At 64.2% G+C, this 17,402-nt stretch carries 21 protein-coding genes; 8 read left to right on the top strand and 13 right to left on the bottom strand.

Annotation, left to right across the window (positions count from 1 at the left end; translation table 11 throughout):
* Window positions 1-104 precede the first annotated feature (104 nt).
* The gene (locus EP007_RS01445; protein WP_128475952.1) at window positions 105-2,957 is read left to right on the top strand and encodes a DEAD/DEAH box helicase; all 2,853 of its coding nucleotides are present in this window, start codon (window positions 105-107) and stop codon (window positions 2,955-2,957) included.
* 109 nt (window positions 2,958-3,066) lie between these two features.
* On the top strand, window positions 3,067-3,651 hold the full coding sequence (locus tag EP007_RS01440) for a hypothetical protein (protein WP_128475951.1): 585 nt from the start codon (window positions 3,067-3,069) through the stop codon (window positions 3,649-3,651).
* Window positions 3,652-3,698: 47 nt separating this feature from the next.
* Here EP007_RS01440 and EP007_RS01435 read toward each other — a convergent pair whose 3' ends face one another.
* The 4 genes from EP007_RS01435 to EP007_RS01420 all read right to left on the bottom strand — a co-directional run bounded on the left by EP007_RS01435 (window position 3,699) and on the right by EP007_RS01420 (window position 8,682).
* Entirely contained in the window at window positions 3,699-4,574 is an 876-nt protein-coding gene (locus tag EP007_RS01435) for a hypothetical protein (RefSeq protein ID WP_128475950.1), read from the bottom strand.
* Window positions 4,575-4,690: 116 nt separating this feature from the next.
* Window positions 4,691-5,044: a HalOD1 output domain-containing protein gene (locus tag EP007_RS01430; RefSeq protein WP_128475949.1), complete on the bottom strand. Its 354-nt coding sequence runs from the start codon at window positions 5,042-5,044 to the stop codon at window positions 4,691-4,693.
* Window positions 5,045-5,155: 111 nt separating this feature from the next.
* Window positions 5,156-6,403 carry a CBS domain-containing protein gene (locus EP007_RS01425; RefSeq protein WP_128475948.1) on the bottom strand — a complete coding sequence of 416 codons (1,248 nt, stop codon included), beginning with the start codon at window positions 6,401-6,403 and terminating at the stop codon, window positions 5,156-5,158.
* A gap of 68 nt (window positions 6,404-6,471) precedes the next feature.
* On the bottom strand, window positions 6,472-8,682 hold the full coding sequence (locus EP007_RS01420) for an AAA family ATPase (protein WP_128475947.1): 2,211 nt from the start codon (window positions 8,680-8,682) through the stop codon (window positions 6,472-6,474).
* A gap of 126 nt (window positions 8,683-8,808) precedes the next feature.
* Between EP007_RS01420 and EP007_RS18085 the strand changes: the two genes are divergently transcribed.
* A complete protein-coding gene (locus EP007_RS18085; protein ID WP_281062929.1) occupies window positions 8,809-8,943 on the top strand; it encodes a DUF7128 family protein in 135 nt (44 codons plus the stop codon).
* Window positions 8,944-9,337: 394 nt separating this feature from the next.
* On the opposite strand, the gene EP007_RS01415 is transcribed toward EP007_RS18085, so the two are convergent.
* The gene (locus EP007_RS01415) at window positions 9,338-9,583 is read right to left on the bottom strand and encodes a DUF7508 domain-containing protein (protein WP_128475946.1); all 246 of its coding nucleotides are present in this window, start codon (window positions 9,581-9,583) and stop codon (window positions 9,338-9,340) included.
* A gap of 11 nt (window positions 9,584-9,594) precedes the next feature.
* Window positions 9,595-10,023: a DUF5796 family protein gene (locus tag EP007_RS01410; RefSeq protein WP_128475945.1), complete on the bottom strand. Its 429-nt coding sequence runs from the start codon at window positions 10,021-10,023 to the stop codon at window positions 9,595-9,597.
* A gap of 93 nt (window positions 10,024-10,116) precedes the next feature.
* On the opposite strand from EP007_RS01410, the gene EP007_RS01405 reads away from it, so the two are divergent.
* Together EP007_RS01405 and EP007_RS01400 are read left to right on the top strand one after the other, a co-directional pair.
* The gene (locus tag EP007_RS01405; RefSeq protein ID WP_128475944.1) at window positions 10,117-10,980 is read left to right on the top strand and encodes a shikimate kinase; all 864 of its coding nucleotides are present in this window, start codon (window positions 10,117-10,119) and stop codon (window positions 10,978-10,980) included.
* Complete coding sequence (locus tag EP007_RS01400; protein WP_128475943.1) at window positions 10,938-11,243, top strand: chorismate mutase; 306 nt, start codon at window positions 10,938-10,940, stop codon at window positions 11,241-11,243. The genes EP007_RS01405 and EP007_RS01400 overlap by 43 nt, the downstream gene beginning before the upstream one ends.
* Before the next feature lie 50 nt (window positions 11,244-11,293).
* On the opposite strand, the gene EP007_RS01395 is transcribed toward EP007_RS01400, so the two are convergent.
* Window positions 11,294-11,680, bottom strand: coding sequence for a PIN domain-containing protein (locus tag EP007_RS01395; protein WP_128475942.1), 387 nt, complete (start codon window positions 11,678-11,680; stop codon window positions 11,294-11,296).
* Entirely contained in the window at window positions 11,677-11,922 is a 246-nt protein-coding gene (locus EP007_RS01390) for an AbrB/MazE/SpoVT family DNA-binding domain-containing protein (RefSeq protein ID WP_128475941.1), read from the bottom strand. The genes EP007_RS01395 and EP007_RS01390 overlap by 4 nt, the downstream gene beginning before the upstream one ends.
* 107 nt (window positions 11,923-12,029) lie before the next feature.
* Here EP007_RS01390 and EP007_RS18220 point away from each other — a divergent pair, with 107 nt between their 5' ends.
* Window positions 12,030-12,182: a PIN domain-containing protein gene (locus tag EP007_RS18220; RefSeq protein ID WP_128478472.1), complete on the top strand. Its 153-nt coding sequence runs from the start codon at window positions 12,030-12,032 to the stop codon at window positions 12,180-12,182.
* A gap of 111 nt (window positions 12,183-12,293) precedes the next feature.
* Here EP007_RS18220 and EP007_RS01380 read toward each other — a convergent pair whose 3' ends face one another.
* From EP007_RS01380 to EP007_RS01370, 3 genes are all read right to left on the bottom strand, one after another.
* Window positions 12,294-12,740, bottom strand: coding sequence for a hypothetical protein (locus EP007_RS01380; protein WP_128475940.1), 447 nt, complete (start codon window positions 12,738-12,740; stop codon window positions 12,294-12,296).
* Window positions 12,741-12,858: 118 nt separating this feature from the next.
* A complete protein-coding gene (locus EP007_RS01375) occupies window positions 12,859-13,539 on the bottom strand; it encodes a carbonic anhydrase (protein WP_128475939.1) in 681 nt (226 codons plus the stop codon).
* 75 nt (window positions 13,540-13,614) lie between these two features.
* Entirely contained in the window at window positions 13,615-14,034 is a 420-nt protein-coding gene (locus EP007_RS01370) for a ribbon-helix-helix domain-containing protein (RefSeq protein ID WP_128475938.1), read from the bottom strand.
* Window positions 14,035-14,200: 166 nt separating this feature from the next.
* Between EP007_RS01370 and EP007_RS01365 the strand changes: the two genes are divergently transcribed.
* On the top strand, window positions 14,201-14,374 hold the full coding sequence (locus tag EP007_RS01365; RefSeq protein ID WP_128475937.1) for an AN1-type zinc finger domain-containing protein: 174 nt from the start codon (window positions 14,201-14,203) through the stop codon (window positions 14,372-14,374).
* A 35-nt stretch (window positions 14,375-14,409) separates the two neighbouring features.
* On the opposite strand, the gene surE is transcribed toward EP007_RS01365, so the two are convergent.
* A complete protein-coding gene (gene surE / locus EP007_RS01360) occupies window positions 14,410-15,225 on the bottom strand; it encodes a 5'/3'-nucleotidase SurE (protein ID WP_128475936.1) in 816 nt (271 codons plus the stop codon).
* 103 nt (window positions 15,226-15,328) lie between these two features.
* On the opposite strand from surE, the gene EP007_RS01355 reads away from it, so the two are divergent.
* Window positions 15,329-15,967, top strand: a complete 639-nt coding sequence (locus EP007_RS01355) for a hypothetical protein (RefSeq protein ID WP_128475935.1) — start codon at window positions 15,329-15,331, stop codon at window positions 15,965-15,967.
* 6 nt (window positions 15,968-15,973) lie between these two features.
* Here the strand turns inward: EP007_RS01355 and EP007_RS01350 are convergent, their stop codons facing one another.
* Window positions 15,974-17,335 carry an LLM class flavin-dependent oxidoreductase gene (locus EP007_RS01350; protein WP_128475934.1) on the bottom strand — a complete coding sequence of 454 codons (1,362 nt, stop codon included), beginning with the start codon at window positions 17,333-17,335 and terminating at the stop codon, window positions 15,974-15,976.
* Between the last annotated feature and the right edge of the window lie 67 nt (window positions 17,336-17,402).

Here is a 17,402-nt window from a genome sequence, read left to right as displayed (position 1 = left end):
AAATCTGGTACTATAAAATTCGCGGCCTGACAAACGCTCTCGGACCGACTCGTCGGATTTCACAGGCAACGTGCTTATGACCGTCTCCCCGCTAAAAACGACCAATGAGCGACCAACGGGCCGCGGGTTCTGCGGCCTTCGCACGACTCGGCGAGCAGGTGCGGGCGGCGCTCTCCGAACGCGGCTTCTCGACGCCGACCGAGCCACAGCGACGGGCTATCCCGCCGCTCGCTCGCGGCGACCACGCGCTGGTCATCGCACCGACTGGGACTGGCAAGACCGAGACCGCGATGTTGCCGGTTCTCGACGCCGTTGCGAGCAACCAGGCCGAGAACGGTCCTCGGTTCGGTATCTCGGCGCTGTACGTCACGCCGCTTCGCGCCCTCAACCGGGACATGCGCCAGCGATTGGAGTGGTGGGGCGAACAGTTGGATTTGGACGTGGACGTGCGCCACGGCGACACCACCGACTACCAGCGCCAGAAGCAGGCAAACGACCCGCCGGACGTGCTGGTGACGACGCCCGAGACCCTGCAAGCGATGTTAACTGGTTCGAAACTCCGGACGGCCCTCGAAGACGTGCATCACGTCGTCGTTGACGAGGTCCACGAACTCGCCAGCGCCAAGCGCGGCGCGCAGTTGACCGTCGGCTTGGAGCGCCTGCGCGAACTCGCGGGCGACTTCCAGCGCATCGGTCTGTCGGCGACGGTCGGCGACCCCGGCGAGGTCGGGCGCTTTCTGACCGGCGGCGAGGACTGCGAAATCGTGGAGGTGGACGTGGGGAGCAAAGTCGAGTTCGAGGTCAGCGAACCCGCGATTACCGACGAGGACGAGCGACTCGCGGGCGAACTCGCCACCGACGAGTCGGTCGCCAGCCACGTCCGGGCGATTCTGGAGGTGGTCGCAGACCACGACTCGACGCTCGTCTTCGTCAACACGCGCCAGACCGCCGAAGCCCTCGGGTCGCGGTTCAAGCAGTTGGACGCGAACGTCGGCGTCCACCACGGGTCGCTGTCGAAAGAGACCCGCATCGACGTGGAGGACCGCTTCAAGGCCGGGGAGTTAGACGCTCTGCTCTGTACCTCCTCGATGGAGTTGGGCATCGACGTGGGCCGCATCGACCACGTCGTCCAGTATTCGAGTCCCCGCGAGGTCGCGCGCCTGCTCCAGCGCGTTGGGCGCGCGGGCCACCGGAGCGAAGAGATATCGCACGGAACCGTCATCACCAAACACCCCGACGACACCCTCGAAGCGCTGGCCATCGCGCGCCGGGCAAAGCAGGGTGACGTGGAGACCGTCGAGATTCACGACGGCAGTCTCGACACCGTGGCGAACCAAATCGTGGGGTTAGTGATGGACTTCGGCGACCTCTCGGCGATGCGGGCCTACGACATCGTGACCCGCGCCTACCCCTTCCGGGACCTCTCGGAGTCGGAGTTCAAGGCGGTCTGCCGCGAGTTGAAGGGCAATCGTCTCGTCTGGCTGGACGAGAAGGAAGACCGAATCGAAAAGTCGAGTCAAACGTGGCAATACTTCTACGCCAACCTCTCGATGATTCCCGACGAGCAGAAGTACGCCGTCGAGGACATCGCCAGCGGGTCGCAGGTCGGAACCCTCGACGAGCGGTTCGTCGTCAACTTCGCCCAACCCGGCGAGATATTCGTCCAGCGCGGCGAGATGTGGCGAATCACGGAGGTTGACGACGACGAAGAGACTGTCAAGGTCTCGCCAATCGAGGACCCCGGCGGCGAGATTCCCTCGTGGGTCGGTCAAGAGATTCCGGTCCCCTCCGACGTAGCCCAAGAGGTCGGCGAGATGCGCGCCGTCGCGGGACCGCAGTTCGAGCGCGGCGCACCCCGAGAGGGCGTTGCGACGGAGTTCACGAACCGCTACCCGACAGACGAGTACACCGCGAGCGAGGCGCTCTCGCAACTCGACCGCCACGCCGAGACCGAGTCTCCGCTCCCCACCGCGGACCGAATCGTAATCGAACACGCCGCCAACACCGTGGTCGTCAATTCGTGTTTCGGCCACAAGGTCAACGAAACGCTCGGGCGGGTCCTCTCGTCGCTGGTGGGCCAGCGCACGGGGTCGTCGGTCGGTCTCGACGTGGACCCCTACCGCATCGAACTCGACGTGCCCGCGAAGGTCAACGGGCAGGCAGTCGCGGCGGTCCTCGAAGAGACCGACCCGGACCACGTCGAGGCAATCATCGAGTTGAGCCTCAAACATTCCGACTCGTTGAAGTTCAAGCTCTCGCAGGTCGCCGCGAAGTTCGGGACGCTCCGGACGTGGGAGGGCAGTTCGGGCGGACCTCAAATCTCGCGGCTGATGGCCGCGCTCGAAGACACGCCGATGTACGACGAGGCGGTTCGGGAGGTGTTTCACGACGACCTCGCGGTCGAGGAGACCGCCGAAGTCCTGCGGCGAATCCACTCAGACGACATCGAGGTCGTCACCACGGGCGGGCGCACCCCGGTCGGGTCCGGCGGGCGCTCGTCGGGCCGGGAACTGCTCGCGCCCGAGAACGCCGACGCGAGCGTCATCCAGACGGTCAAAGACAGGATTCGGGACGACGAGGTCATCCTGTTCTGTCTCCACTGCGAGGACTGGAAGCGCAAGAAACCCGTCCGGCGCGTCCGCGACGGACCGGAGTGTCCCGAGTGCGACTCGACACGCATCGCCGCGCTGAACCCGTGGGCCGACGAGGTGGTGAAGGCCGTCCGTGCGTCCGAGAAGGACGACGAGCAGGAGAAGATGACTCGCCGGGCGCACAAGGCCGCGAGCCTCGTCCAGAGCCACGGCAAGCAGGCCGTGATAGCCCTTGCGGCCCGCGGCGTCGGTCCCCGGAATGCGGCCCGAATCATCGCCAAGTTACGCGAGGACGAAGACGAGTTCTACCGCGACATTCTGGCCCAAGAGCGCCAGTACGCTCGAACCCAATCGTTCTGGGACTGACCGGAAATCGTCGCTTTCGGCGGCGTAACGCCAGTTATCGGACTCGCGCGGGCGTGAACGGTGTGAACGGTCGGACCGCTATAACTTCCGGACCGACGGGAGGTATCGCATGGGAGAGGGTGAATCGCGGCGTCGGCGCGACTTCCTCCGGGCGGGCGCAGTCGCGGGACTGGTCGCGTTCGGGTGGTCGGCGGGCGGCGCATCCGGGGCGGACCGGACCGCGGCGACCGCGAACCAGCAGACGACCGACGGCGAGCGGACGACGGACGACCAGCGAACGACGACGCAGGACGCCGAGAGCGCGTATGCGTTCAGCTACGACCTACAGCAAGGCGACCGCTTCCGCGTGGAGTCTCGGCTACGAACCGCGGAGGACGACCCCGCGACGGAGACGATTCCAGCGACGTGCCTCGACGGCGGGTCGCGGGAGTTCGCGGCGTTCGTCGTCCGAGCCTACCGGAGCGACATTCAATTCGGCTACGAGGGGCTGTTCGTCCCACCGACGGTCTCGGCGACTGCGACCGAGGCTGCGATGCAGGACGAGACGACGACCCGCGCTGGGAACGCGCTCCCGGAGATACGACTCGGCGAGTGGTATAGGGTCGCGTCGATGTCGAAGTGCGATAGCCTCTCTCGGCTATCGCTCGAACCCGCGGCGTCGCCGACGACCGCGCTCGGACCCAAGTCGCGGTAAGCGCGCCCGTCGCCGTCCGAGACGAGTCAGGCCGGAGAAAAAGCGGTCTACCGCTCGGTTCGCGTCACTTCGACCGTCTCGTCCATGCTCTCGTGGACGACGGCGACCGCCGCGGGGAGCGCGTTCTCGAAGTCCACGGTCGCCTCGTAGGGGACCTCGCCGATGCACTGGTTGCCGATTTCGGAACCGCTTCCGGCGTCGCTCACTCGGACGGTCAGCGCGTCGGCGTCCGCGTCGTAGTTCGCGGCCCCGAGTTCGAGGTCCGATTGGGGCGTCGGCGTTTTGACTCGCCCTTCGACTGCGACCGTCTCGCCGTCGAATGTGACGCTCGCGCTGTGGGCCTTCCCGCACTCGCCCTGCCCCGTCGAGAGCGCGCTGTCGGCAACGCTCGGACCGGGACAACCCATCGCCGTCGAGTCGCCGAAGGTTTCGACCCGGCCATCCGGCATGACACCCACGTCGGTTCCGGCGTCGTTGCAGTCGAACTGGCTTCGCTCGACGGTGAACGTGGTGGTCTCGCCGTCGGCGAGACCGACCGCAATGTCGTAGTCCGCGGGTTCGTTCAGGTCGATTGCGAGGTAGGCGTCGGCCGCGAACTCGATTGTCCGGTCCACGACGATGTCGGCGCTTCGAGACACTTCAACGTCGATTTTGCGGCTCTCGTCGGCGTCGTTCCAGACGCGCACGTCGCGGACCCGGTTGTTGTCGGGGAACGCGACCGACTCGCGGTCGCCGACCGAAATCGTCCGGAAGGGGTCGTCGTCGTCCGACCGGACGCCCGAGAACTCCTCGGGCGACGTGGTCGTGGCGGGGTCGGTCGTGGTTTCGTCCGGACTCGAACCGGGTGAACTGCCGATACAGCCAGCGAGACCGATGAGGGCGGTTATCGCACTGCCGCGACGGAGGAGTTCGCGTCGGTTCATACCTCACCGTTGCCGGGCCAGTTCAAAGGACCTTCCGTAGGCTCAAATCGCTTTTTTACATACCGAAGCTGACGAAGAGACTGGAGTCGAGTCGCCCCGGCGTCGCCCGCGAGCGACTACTCCAGCAGGACGTAGCTCTCCGAGACCGTCACGTCGTAGCCCGCGTACCGAAACGAGACTTCTATCTCCGTGGCCAACTCCTCGGTTCGCGTGAAGATGAGACCGCCAGCGGGCGGTGTGGTTTTCGTGTCCACGAGCGAGTCGAGACTTTCGGTGTCGAGGCAGTCCTCAAGCGGCGCGAGCGCGTCCGCGTCGGCGTCTTCGGCGTTTGCGACCGCGGCGACGACCGCTTCGCTCGCCGACTCGTCGGCGTCAGTGAGGTGTCGGCGGCGACGGTCCTCGACCGGGGAAGCGGCCCGCGGCGTCTCGAAAGCGGACTGGAGCGACTCTTCGGGCATCTCGATTGTCACTGTGTATCACACTAGTTTAACTTCTATGAAAATTTATGAACAACACCGGTGTTGATTTTTCACTGGGTAATTTAAAATAGTAGCTTCTCGCTCGATTGGGGCGCTCGCCTCCTACCCCTCGGAAACGTCGCCGATGCGCCACCACCGGAGGAGTTCGGCGGTCCGCTCGCGCTCCCGTTCGGTCCGGTTTCTCGGCGACTTGCGCTCCTTGTCCGACAGCGCGTTCTCTTCGAGGATGCTGGCGGCCTCGTCGAACGACGCCTTCGCGCCGTACCCCTCGCCCGTGCCCGAGAACAACCCCTCGTCGGTGAACAGCCGAATCGTGGCCTGTAGGAGCGGCGTCCCCCGTAGCTTCTCCTTGTGGCGGTGGAAGACAACGTTGGCCTCCAGCACGTCCATCTTCTGGTACTTGCCGTCGATTTCCTCGATTCGGTCTGCCACGTCCGCGCGCGAGAGGTCGTCCATCAGATCGACGCCGAACACCTGCACGTCGTACTGCTCGTCCTCGGTCCACGTCAGCGCCCGGAGCAGGTCGGTCTCGGTCACGATGCCCGCGGGTTCGGCGGACTCCTCGGGGACGACGACCAGCGACGAGTAGCCCCGCTCCAGCATCGCGTCGAGCGCTTCGTCGAGACCCGCGTCGGGCGTTATCGTTGCGACGGGTGAGTTCATCACATCGCGCGCTGGCAGGTTCAGCAGTCGCCCCTCGACCCCCGAGCGCTCGCCCCAGCCGCCGTGCGTGCGACCCTGACTCTTGGAGACGCCGCCGCCGAACGAGTCGGTGGCATCGCTGTTGCCGCCCTGTTCCTGTTTGGTCTCTCTCGTCGTGAACTCCACGAGGTCGAAGAGGCTTATCATGCCGACCGCCTCGCCGCCGTCCACGACCGGGACGCGAGTGAACCTGTGGGTCCGAATTAGGTGAATGACCTCGCCGAGACTTTCGTCGGGACCGACCGTCAGCAGTTCCGAGGCGTACACGTCGGCCACGTCGAGCGCGCCGAGGTTGTCGTGAACCGTCTGTAGGAGACCAGTCGCGCTCACGACGCCCCGGAACGCGTCGCCCTCGAACACGGGCAGCAGTTTCACTCCGTTCTCGACCATCAACCGCGCGGTCTCGCGCACGTCCTCGGTCCGAGATATCTTCGGCGGGTTGCGCACCACCGACTGGGCCTTCGTGTCGGGGTCGCGGTGCGAACTCACCAGCTCGTTGCGCGTGACCAGTCCGTCGAACTTCCCCTCGCCCCGGACGACGATGGCGTCGAGGCTCCGGTCCTCGTCGAACATGCCTCGGAGCTTCCCCAGTCTCGTGCCGGGGTTCACATCAACGTATTCGGTCGTAACCGCGTCGGAGATGTTCATTCGTTCCCCACCGGTTCGGGTTACTGTCCGCGCCAGTTTGAACGTTCTTGCCGACAGTCACTCGGCGGTCAGTCGAGCGTCGGCCGGAGCTTCTCGACGGCGGCGTCGAAGTGCTTCCGGCCGATTTCGATCTCGTCGGCGTTCCGGTCGGCCTGTTCGACGCCCCACGCGTCCGCGGCCTCCCGAATCGCGCGCATCGAGGCGTCGCGGACGACCGCCTCCAAGTCCGCGCCGGTGTACCCCTCCAACTCGGCGGCGAGGTCGTCTAAACTCACGTCGTCGGCGAGCGGTTTGTCGTCGGCGTGGACCGACAGAATCGCGCGGCGACCCGCCTCGTTGGGCGCGGGCACCTCGATGTGTTCCTCCAGTCGGCCGGGGCGCAAGAGTGCGCGGTCGAGCGCGTCCCGCCGGTTGGTCGCGGCCAGCACGACCATGTTGGGATTCTCGGCGAGACCGTCCATCTCGGTCAGGAGTTGGGAGACGACCCGCTCGCTGACTTCCGCGCCGCCGCCCATCCCGCCCCCACGCTCGCCCGCGATGGAGTCGATCTCGTCGAAGAACACGATTGCGGGACTCGCCTGCCGCGCGCGGTCGAAGATTTCCCGAACGGCCTTCTCGGACTCGCCGACGTAGCGGTCCAGCAGTTCCGGGCCGTCAACGTGGATGAAGTTCACGTCGCTCTCGCCCGCCAGCGCCCGCGCGAGCAGGGTCTTGCCCGTGCCGGGCGGCCCGTGGAGCAGGATGCCCGTCGGCGGTTCGGTGTTGGTCTTCTCGAAGATGTTGCGATACGCCAGCGGCCACTCGACGGCCTCGGTCAGCGTCTGCTTGGCCTCGTCCAAATCGCCCACCGCCGAGAAGTCGATTTCGGGCGATTCGGCGACGAACTCCCGCATCGCCGAGGGGTCCACGGAGGCCATCGCGCTCTCGAAGTCCGCGCGGGTGACTTCGACGTTCATCAGCTCCTCTTCGTCGGCCCCGGCGTCGCGCGCCCGCCGGAGCGCCGCCATTGCGGCCTCCGTCGAGAGCGTGTGGAGGTCCGCGCCGACGAACCCGTGCGTGCTGGCCGCGAGTCTGTCGAGGTCCAAATCCTCTGCCAGCGGCATTCCGCGGGTGTGAACGTCCATAATCTCGCGGCGGCCCGCCTCGCCGGGCACGCCGATTTCGATTTCGCGGTCGAAGCGCCCGCCTCGGCGGAGCGCGGGGTCGATGGCGTCCACGCGGTTGGTCGCGCCGATGACCACAACCTCGCCGCGGGACTCCAGCCCGTCCATCATCGAGAGCATCTGGGCGACGACGCGGTTCTCCACGTCGCTGTCCTCGTCTCGCTCGCCCGCGATGGCGTCTATCTCGTCGAAGAAGACGATTGTCGGGGCGTTCTCACGGGCCTGCTCGAACACCTCCCGCATGCGCTCCTCGCTCTCGCCCTTGTACTTGCTCATGATTTCCGGCCCGGAAACCGTGATGAAGTGGGCGTTGACCTCGTTGGCGACCGCCTTCGCTATCATCGTCTTCCCGGTGCCGGGCGGGCCATAGAGCAGGACGCCCTTCGGCGGGTCGATGCCGAGTCGTCGGAACAGTTGGGGGTTCGAGAGGGGCAGTTCGACCATCTCGCGGACCCGCCGGAGTTCCTCTTCGAGACCGCCGATGTCCTCGTAGGTCGCGCCCGTCGGCTTCGTCGGGGCGTCGTCGCCCGCGCCGTCGTCGCCCCCAATCGGTATGGAAACGCTCCCGGATTCGGAGTCGGCGCTCGTCCCGGCCGCGCCGGAACTCCCCGACAGCGCGACCCTGACCGCGGTGTCGTCGGTCACGCGGACCACGCCGTCGGGGTCGGTCCCCCCGACGTGGAAGGTCCCGCCGTCCCCGAGGCGTTCGATGCGGACGCGCTCGCCCTCTTTGACCGGCCGGTCTCTGAGCGTTCGCTTGAGCGCGGTTTCTAGCGTCTCGCGGTCGTCGGGGTCGAACGTCGCGGTCGGCGCGAGCGTCACCGACTGGGCGTCGGCGACCGAAATTTGCCGGACGGTCACGGTGTCGCCGATGCTGACTCCGGCGTTGGCGCGCGTCTCGCCGTCCACTTGGAGGACCCCGCGCTCTACGTCGGTTCCTGCTGGCCACACCTTGACCACGGTGTCGCGCTCGCCCTCTACGACCACGGTGTCGCCGCTCAGGACGCCCAGCGCCGACCGGGCGGATTCGGGGACGCGCGCGATTCCCCGGCCCGCGTCGCGCTTCTCTGCGCCCTGTACGGTGAGTTCGACTGCGGCCGAACCCTTCGCGTTCATGACACCCTCTCGTTGCTCGTCCGTATTGAGGGTTCCCCTGTGGAACGATGACGGGTATCCAATCGAGACGCCGACGGCCCGCTATCCGGGGTAAACGATTTACTTTCGTCCGGTGTATCCACGAACATGGTCGTCACAACCGAACGCGACGAGATGACGTGGTACAAGTGCGAGGGCTGTGGAATGATGTTCGACGACGAGGAGGACGCCGAGCAACACGAAGCCAACTGCGACCACGAAGACCCCTCGTACATCCAGTAGCTCGGTGGTTCGTCGGGGGTGTGCGTGGTGGGGTTGTCGTCCTGTGGGTTCAGGAGTTTTGCGTGGTCCGTGTCGGTCTCGGAGTGGGAGACGACGGAGAGGTTGCTCAGAAGTGGAAGACGTGGTAGAGCTAGCTATTGCCGACGCCAATCATGACCGCACAGTACTGCACCGCAACCGCAGGCCTCACACCTCCCCAACCTCTTCGGTCGCTCCTTCCAGTCGCTCGGTCATCCACCGCCAGAGGCAAGCTCTGACGAGCCTGCACTCGCTTCGCTCGTGCAGACCTCGCGCGGTTGGCGCGACGCCGCCGTGCGTCGCGCCAGCGCGCGCCGAAAAGAGAACCGACCCTCGCGCCTCCCGGAAAAAGTCACCCGACCTACGCCACTCGACCCTACAACCCGGCGCGCTCGCGGTGTTCATTCGCCGACTCGCGCGCCTCGGCCTTCGTCTGGCAGGTCTTCCAGCGCACTTCGTCGCCCGACCCGTAGGCCAGCGCGTCCTTGAGTTCGTCGCGGAGGACGCCCCACCCGACTTCTAGCACGTCGCCGTCCTCGCCGAGTTCGTAGACGCCGTACTGCTCGGGCGCAGAGCCGACCGTCGGCCGGTTCAGCGTCTGCCAGCGTTTCGGTAGTGGCATATTTTCGCCTCTTAGTCCTCGTTGACGATTTCGTAGGACTGTTCGCCGAGTTCGTCCTCCTCGAAGACGAACACCCGGCCGCGGGCCGTCTCGGGGTCGGCCTCGACTTCGATGGCGTAGCCGTCCACGCGCACCGTGACGCCGGGGAACAGTTCCTCTTCCTCGCCCGGTTCGAGCATTACCCGACCGACGCCGGTCGATTCGAGGATGTCGTCGTGGGTGTTGCGGTCGTTGACGTACATCAGCACGCCCTCGGTCTCGGTCGGGTCCGTCACGAGAATCTGGACGAGTTTGCCGGGTTGGGCGCGGAGGGTGCCCGACTCCTTCGTCGGAACCCCGCGGTAGTAGGCCTCCCGGCCGTCGGTGTACTCCACGACGATGCCGTCCTCGGACAACTCAACGCCGAGGGTGTCGGGGGCCACGTCGTTGCGTGCGCTCATGCCCGGATTTTCGTCGGCGTCGGGGAAAAGGGGTGTGTTTCGGCGATTGCGCGAACCACCAGCGTCATTACCACCCGCGAGAGAGTCCCGCACATGGACGGCCGAGCATCCGCCCCCGCGGCGGGCACGGTACTCAACGCGCTCGCCTGCGGGAAGGGGTCGGCGTTCGCCATCGACGCCGAGACGACCGCGACGGTCGAACTCGACGCCTCGGGGTCGTTCGACGCCGAAATCGCCGACGCGCCCGACGCCGACACGACCCTGATAGAGCGCTGTGTCGAGTTGGGGGTCGCGGAGTACGCCGACGAAGTAGCGGATATCTCCGGCGGCCGCGTCCGGACCGAGAGCGAGATTCCGATGGCCGCCGGACTCAAGAGTTCCAGTGCCGCCGCGAACGCCACCGTGCTGGCGACGCTCTCGGCGCTCGGCGTCGCCGACGAGGTGCCCCGCGAGGCGGCCTGCCGACTCGGCGTCCGGGCGGCCCGCGACGCGGGCGTGACCGTCACCGGCGCGTTCGACGACGCGAGCGCGAGCATGCTCGGCGGCGTCACCGTCACCGACAACCGGAGCGACGAACTGCTCGCCCGCGAACCTGTCGAGTGGGACGTTGCGGTCTGGACCCCGCCCGAGCAGGCCTACAGCGCCGACGCCGACGCCGAGCGGTGCCAGCGCATCGCGCCGGTCGCAGAAGTCGTCGCGGACCTCGCGCTCGACGGCCGGTACGGCGACGCGATGACGGTCAACGGCTTTGCGTTCGCCGCGGCGCTCGGGTTCTCGGCGGACCCGATGTTAGAGGCCCTACCGGACGTGCAGGGCGTTTCGCTGTCGGGCACCGGCCCGAGTTTCGTCGCGGTCGGCGAGCGCGCGGCGGTCGAACAGGTACGCGAACATTGGAGCAAACGAGATGGTACGACATGGTTGACGACGACACAGAACGACGGCACCCGGACGAGATGAGCCTCGCGGAACTCCGCGAGGAGATCGAAAGCATCGACCGCGAGATAGTCGAACTCATCGCCCGCCGGACCTACGTGGCCGAGACGGTCGCGGAGGTCAAAGCCCAGCGGGAGATGCCCACGACCGACGAGGACCAAGAACAGCGCGTGATGGACCGCGCGGGCGAGAACGCCGAGCAGTTCGACGTGGACGCCAACTTGGTGAAAGCGATTTTCAGGCTGTTGATAGAGTTGAACAAGGTCGAACAGCGCGAAACGCGGTAAGCTGTGTACCCACGGCGACTGCAAGTAGTACGTACTCTTTCAGTCGGCAGTCACTCTTCGTCGGTCGGTTCGAGTGAGACTCGTTCGACTTCGATCTCTTCGTAGTCTTTCTCGGAAGAAAGTACGTTCATCCCTCGCGTTTCCGCAGTCGCCGCGTGGAACGCGTCGAACGGCGTCATTCCCTCGTCGTAGTAGTTGACGGCTTTCAGCACTACCTGTTGCTCCTCCTCGTCCCGTACGGGAACGAGTTCGAGTAGATTCGCCACCAGCGGAACGTAGTCGAACTCGTAGCGTTCTCGGGCGAGAAGTAATTCGAGATACGAGAACGGTGACGTTTCGACATCGTACTCGGCGAGGGCGTCCTCTGCGGAACCCTGCAGCCAATCAGTCTCTTTGGCGAGCGCGAGCAAGAAATCGGTCTCGACGTACACCGTCATCTGTCACCGCCGACCTCTTCGGCCTCGTCTTTCGCCTCTGCCTCTATGTCCTCCTGAATCTCCTCGATTGACGTATCACGAAGCTCACCTGCGGCTTCGCGGACCGCGGCGAGAGGGTCGTCTGCCACCGGAATTAGTTCGATTCTATCCTCATACATAACGATGTGATACTTCTGGCCGTACTTCTCTCGAATCTTTTTCGGAATGTACAGTCGCCCCTGCCTATCCGTCTCTGCTGACATAGAGTATACTACGTTACCACTGGAAAAGAATCTTACCACTAAAAGATAGATCATGGTTCAGGATATAGCGTTTTGAGAGTGATAACGAATCAACTCTCGCAGACGGAATCAACGAGGCGGCTCAAACGCGCGTCGGAGAGAAATCGGAACAACTTCTGCTGTACGTCGCGTGCGTGCTGGCCAGCGACGCCGACATCTGGAGCGACGACTCCGACTTCGAAGAACAAGTTGTTGTCGATATCCACTTGACCAGCGGGTAATTGTTTGGTTCGACACGCTCTAACCGCCAAAACGCAAGGATCTGAACTAGACCGAACAGCGCGAAACGCGGTAGCAGGAATTGCTACACCCCTCTCCGGCTAGCTATGGGTTTATGTCGGAGACGTTTTGACAAGCTTCCGTCCGTGCTTCCAGATGAAGTGACGAGCTTGCCTTCCCGTACTGGTGAAGACGAGCGCGGCCGCGAGTGCTATCGAGAGGCTAGAAAGCGAAACGTCTTGCCACACTGGTAGCGTCTCCTCGAAGGGAAGAAACAGGCTCCAACCGAGAATCAGCAGATAATGCAACCCCGTCTCAGCGATAAAGTATCCGCCACTAGCCGAGATTGAGGGACGGAACCCTGCTACCCAGAGTACGGCGACGACGACCGTTCCGAAGAGCAATCCGACTTCCATCGAAGAGATAGGAATCGAGACAGGGGCGGCATCGGCTATGTTCCATCCGGGACCGAAGAACGACGAACCGACGAGAAACCAGACGAAAAGGAAATGGACCAACGAGGATTCTCTCTTCGGAGAGTTGGACGAGGGATGTTGCATTACAATGTCATGGTGAAGAGTATTTTAAGAACTTTGGGGGGAAAGCCATTCTGAGTCCTGAACGAGACCGAACAGCGCGAAACGCGCCAACGGTGACTCCCCAGATGCCGACGCTTTCTCAGTACGCCCAGAGCCGCCCGATTCGGTCCTCGATGTCCGGATGCTCCTCGCGCAGGGTCTCGACAGTCGTCTCACCGCCGACGTTGATGAGGTGGACCTCGCCGCGGCGCTCGCCGTACACGTCCTGAAAGTCGTAGACGACGCCGACGATGTCGGTGTCGGCGGGCACGTCGTCGCTCTCGACCAGCGACTCGACCTGCCTATCGACGTTGTACTCCACGAGTCGATTTATCGCCTCGGTCCGGCCGATGTCCTCGGGCAACGCCGCGACGCCTGCTTCGAGGGCGGGCTTCAGCAGGTCGAGACAGTGGTCGATGCCCGGCGGTTCCGAGAGACCCTCAGTCAACGCGTCGTAGGTCGCCGTGACGGCTCCACAGCCGGTGTGACCGACGACGACCGCGGTATCAGTGCCGGTATGTTCGAGAGGGTAGAGCACGTCGCCCGAGACGACTTCGCCCGCGTCGGTCCGCTGGACGACGCGGTTGCCGATGTTGCTACAGGTAAAGAGGCGTCCGGGTTCGTCGTTGCCCCACATCGCGTCCTGAAGCACGCGCGAGTCTGAGCAACAGACTGTGACCGCATCCGGGTGCTGGGCGTCCTGTACGTCGCCAAACGCCGACTGGAACTCCGCGGCGTGGTCGGCGTTGCGCTGGAGCAGTTCGATGACGGTCTCGTGCATGCTCGCTCGGACGAACTCGGAGAAAATTACTCCTCGGGTCTCGGTTGAGTCTCGTCTCTCGCCGTCGTCTTCGCGCTACCGCTGTTCGGGGTGCGCGGAGCGACGCGGCGTCGAGACCGAGTCGGGGGCCGACTCGTGGTAGAACGAGAGGAGTTCTTCCAAGAGTACCGCGTCTCGGTCGTGGGGGTCGTAGTGGTGGTCGATGAAGTCCTCGGCGTCTTGGACGTTCCCGCGGAGCGCGTGCTTCCGGATGAAGAGGACCGATTCGAGAAACGAGAGGCCGTCGCCCTCTGAGGGACCCGCGTCGCGGATGAGCGCGTCTTCGAGTTCCTCGAAGTCCAGCGTCTCCGGTTCGAAGTCGGGGTCGAGTTGCGCGAGGACGTACTCCGAGCAGAACCGGTGGAACTCCGACTTGCTCTCGACGACACCCTCCTCGACGAGTGATTCGATTTCCTCAACCACGGGTTCGGGAAATCGGACGGTACTCTTGACCATGGTAAGATGTTCTCAGCAAGGTTAAATAAACTTTGCTCACGTCGGTCTCAGTTGGCCGGAAGTCCGGCCTCTCGCGGCGTTCGACGCACTTTTCGCGGGTTTCGCGTACCGCTGTCCAAGCGCCTTCGACCCATACTTCCTTGGTCATTGGCTGTGTATCTCACGCATGGACACCTGCGAGGAGTGCGGCGAGAATCTGGCCGGACCGCGGGGCTGTTCGTACTGTCAGGGAACCTTCTGTCCGGACCACCAACTCCCGGAGAAACACGACTGTCCCGGCGTGAAGAACCTGGACAAGACCGGCGACCGCTTCGACAGCGGATTCGACGAGTCGGCGTAGAGTCGGGCGACCGCTCCGGTACTGCTCGCGCCCGGTCAGAATCGCTCGGCGAGGTCGTCCAGTTCTTCGTGATGCTCGGTGGTGTGGGGCGCGGTCAGCGGCGAGACGCTGACCTTCCCCTCGAAGACCGCCCGGCGGTCGGTGCCCTCGGGGTCCGAAAGCGAGTCGCCGTCCAACTGCTCCCACGTCCGGTCGTGGAGCGTCACCACGCCGTCGTCCCGCGTCGCGTCCATGTCGTAGACGTGCGAGGGCCGCGTGACGACCATCGGCGCGCGCTCCGCGGCGTCGGCCGCGGAGCGCGCGCCATCTTCGCCCGCGCTCGCCTCGGTGGGAAGCGGCGCGTTGACGTTCAGATACTCTGCCTCCTCGAAGACGCCCGCCTCGGGCGCGTTCTCGACGAGGTAGCGCACCGCCTCGGCGACCTCCGCGTACTCCTCGACCTTCGTCTCTCGGGGCCACTCGTTCTGGGGGATGTGGAGCGACGCCGCGATGGCCGGGACGCCGAAGAACGCCGCTTCGACCGCGGCGCTGACGGTGCCCGAGCGCCCGAGGACGTACGCGCCGATGTTTGCGCCCTCGTTGCACCCCGAGACCACGATGTCCGGGTAGGGACCGAGTTCCGCGAGTCCCGCGACCACGCAGTCGGAGGGCGTCCCCTCGATGGCGTAGCCGAGTTCGTGTTCGCGGACCGGCACCTCGTAGGTCATCGCCCGGCCGACCGCGCTCTGGTCGTCTGCGGGCGCGACGGTCGTGACGTTGCCGACCTCCGAGAGGGCGTCGTAGAGGGCGCGGATGCCGGGGCTGTCTATCCCGTCGTCGTTCGTCAGCAGGATTTCGCGGGAGTCGGTCATTGGCGGAGAGATTGTAGCGTAGTGAGAAAAACGCAACGGCATTCTATCGCTTCTTGGTAAAACAGATAAGAATTAATTTCCCTATCCTCCACAGATAAACTGTATGGCGATAAGCGAGCAGGCGGTAACTACTCTCGTTCCATTGCTTCTTCTCGTCATTCTCGAACTGAGCCGTATTGCCCGAGACATTGACCTCACTGAAGTAGTGAATCAAAACCACGGATTCTTCCTATTCTCTGATAATAAGGTCGGTAAGCATCAGTCAGAGCTTGGCCGTTTTAATTTTCTTCATGCTGCTAGCACGGTACTCCTCGCTTTTGTGCTATTTTTATGTACTACCTCGGAAAGTGATGTTAGATTTGTTTTGGGAGTTTTCTTGTGGGCTATTTGGGTTTTACTCCCTGTTCTCGAAGTTGAGGAATATGACACGCTTCTCGCTAACGGGGTTCCATATTCCTCATTCCATTTTCATGTGGTGGCCTCGACCGTATCCGCTATTTCCATCGCTTTTTATACTGAAATACGAAACCTTGTTGCTAGTTTTGAGCCAATACTGGTCACAGAAGCGTCTGTGCCATTTGTTTTCATAGTTCTCTTGATATACACCTGTACCAGGATTTTTCTTTCTTTGCTCGAAGACGAAATTGAGCAACAACAGTGCGACAATGGTCAACGTTCAGAACCAAGGCCACGTATCCAAAGCCGGAAAATGAAAAAGAAGAAAAAGAACAACGGTCGATAATATCTTTCAGTTCCGCGCCGGGTGGTCCTCGGCAAGCCCCGTCCGACCCTCTTTTTCGAACAGGTTCTCGCGCAGGGTCTCGCCCTCGTAGCCCTCGCGGACCAGTCCGCGCTCGCGCAGTTCCGGGACCACCATGTCCACGAAGTCCCGGAGCGTGCCGGGCCGGACGATTTCCTTGACGTTGAAGCCGTCCACGCCTACGTCCTCGTACCAGTGCTGGAGAACGTCGGCGACCTGCTCGGGGTTCCCGACGACGACGGGGGAGGTCGATCCGAGTCCCGCGAACTCCGCGACCTCTTCGACGGTCCAGTCGCGGTCGGGGTCGTTCTTCGTGAACGCGTTGATGGCTCCCTGAATCGCGTCGGTCTCGATGTGTTCGACCTTCTGTTCGGGGTCGAGTTCCGAGAAGTCGAGGTCGATGAACCCCGAGAGCAGGGCGAGGGTCGCCTCGGTATCGACGTTCCCGGCGTACGTCTCGTACTTTTGCTGGGCTATCTCTTCGGTCTCGCCCACGACGGGCGCGATACCGGGGAAAAACAGCAGGTCGTCGGGGTCCCGCCCGCGCTCCGCGGCCCGGTCGCGCATGTCCTCGACGTAGTCCCGGACGCCCTCCTCGGTGAGTTGGCTGACGAAGACCGCCTCGGCGTTGTCAGCGGCGAACTCCCGGCCGCGGTCCGACGACCCCGCCTGATACAACACGGGCGTTCGCTGGGGCGAGGGTTCCGCGCCGTGGGGACCGGGCACGTCGAAGAACTCGCCCTCGAAGTCGATGGCCCGCACCTTCTCGGGGTCGGTGTAGACGCCGCGCTCGCGGTCGCTGACCACCGCGTCGTCGTCCCAACTCTCCTCCCAGAGCGCGTAACAGACCTCCATGAACTCGTCGGCGCGGTCGTACCGGTCGTCGTGGTCCATCCGCTCGCCGAGTCCGAGGTTTCGGGCCGCGCTTTCGAGATAGGAAGTGACGATGTTGAACGCGACGCGGCCGTCCGTGAGGTGGTCGAGCGTCGAGAGTTCGCGGGCCAACTGGTAGGGGTGGTTGTACGAGGTGGACTTGGTGACCGCGAAGCCGAGGTTATCGGTGACCGACGCCATCGCGGGGACGAGGTACGCGGGGTCGTTCGACGGCGTCTGTATCGCGTTCTCGATGGCGGTCTCCCTGTCGCCGCCGTACACGTCGTAGATGCCCCGCACGTCGGCGAAGAACACGCCGTCGAACCCGCCGCGCTCGGCGGTTCGGGCAACCTCCTGCCAGTAGTCGGCGTCGGTGTAGCGGCTCGACTGGTCGCCCGGCGTCCGCCAGTTGCCGGTCGTGACGTGTTCGACCGCGTTCATCGTGAAGAGATTCAGGTGGATGTAGTCGCTGCTCATTGTTCGTCCGGTGGTGTTCGCCGAGGGAAAAGTCGGGGATACCGGCGAGACGTGTGGTAGAACTGAG

Source organism: Halorussus pelagicus, assembly GCF_004087835.1.
GTDB classification, from domain to species: domain Archaea; phylum Halobacteriota; class Halobacteria; order Halobacteriales; family Haladaptataceae; genus Halorussus; species Halorussus pelagicus.
This window is presented reverse-complemented; position numbering and strand designations above follow the sequence as displayed.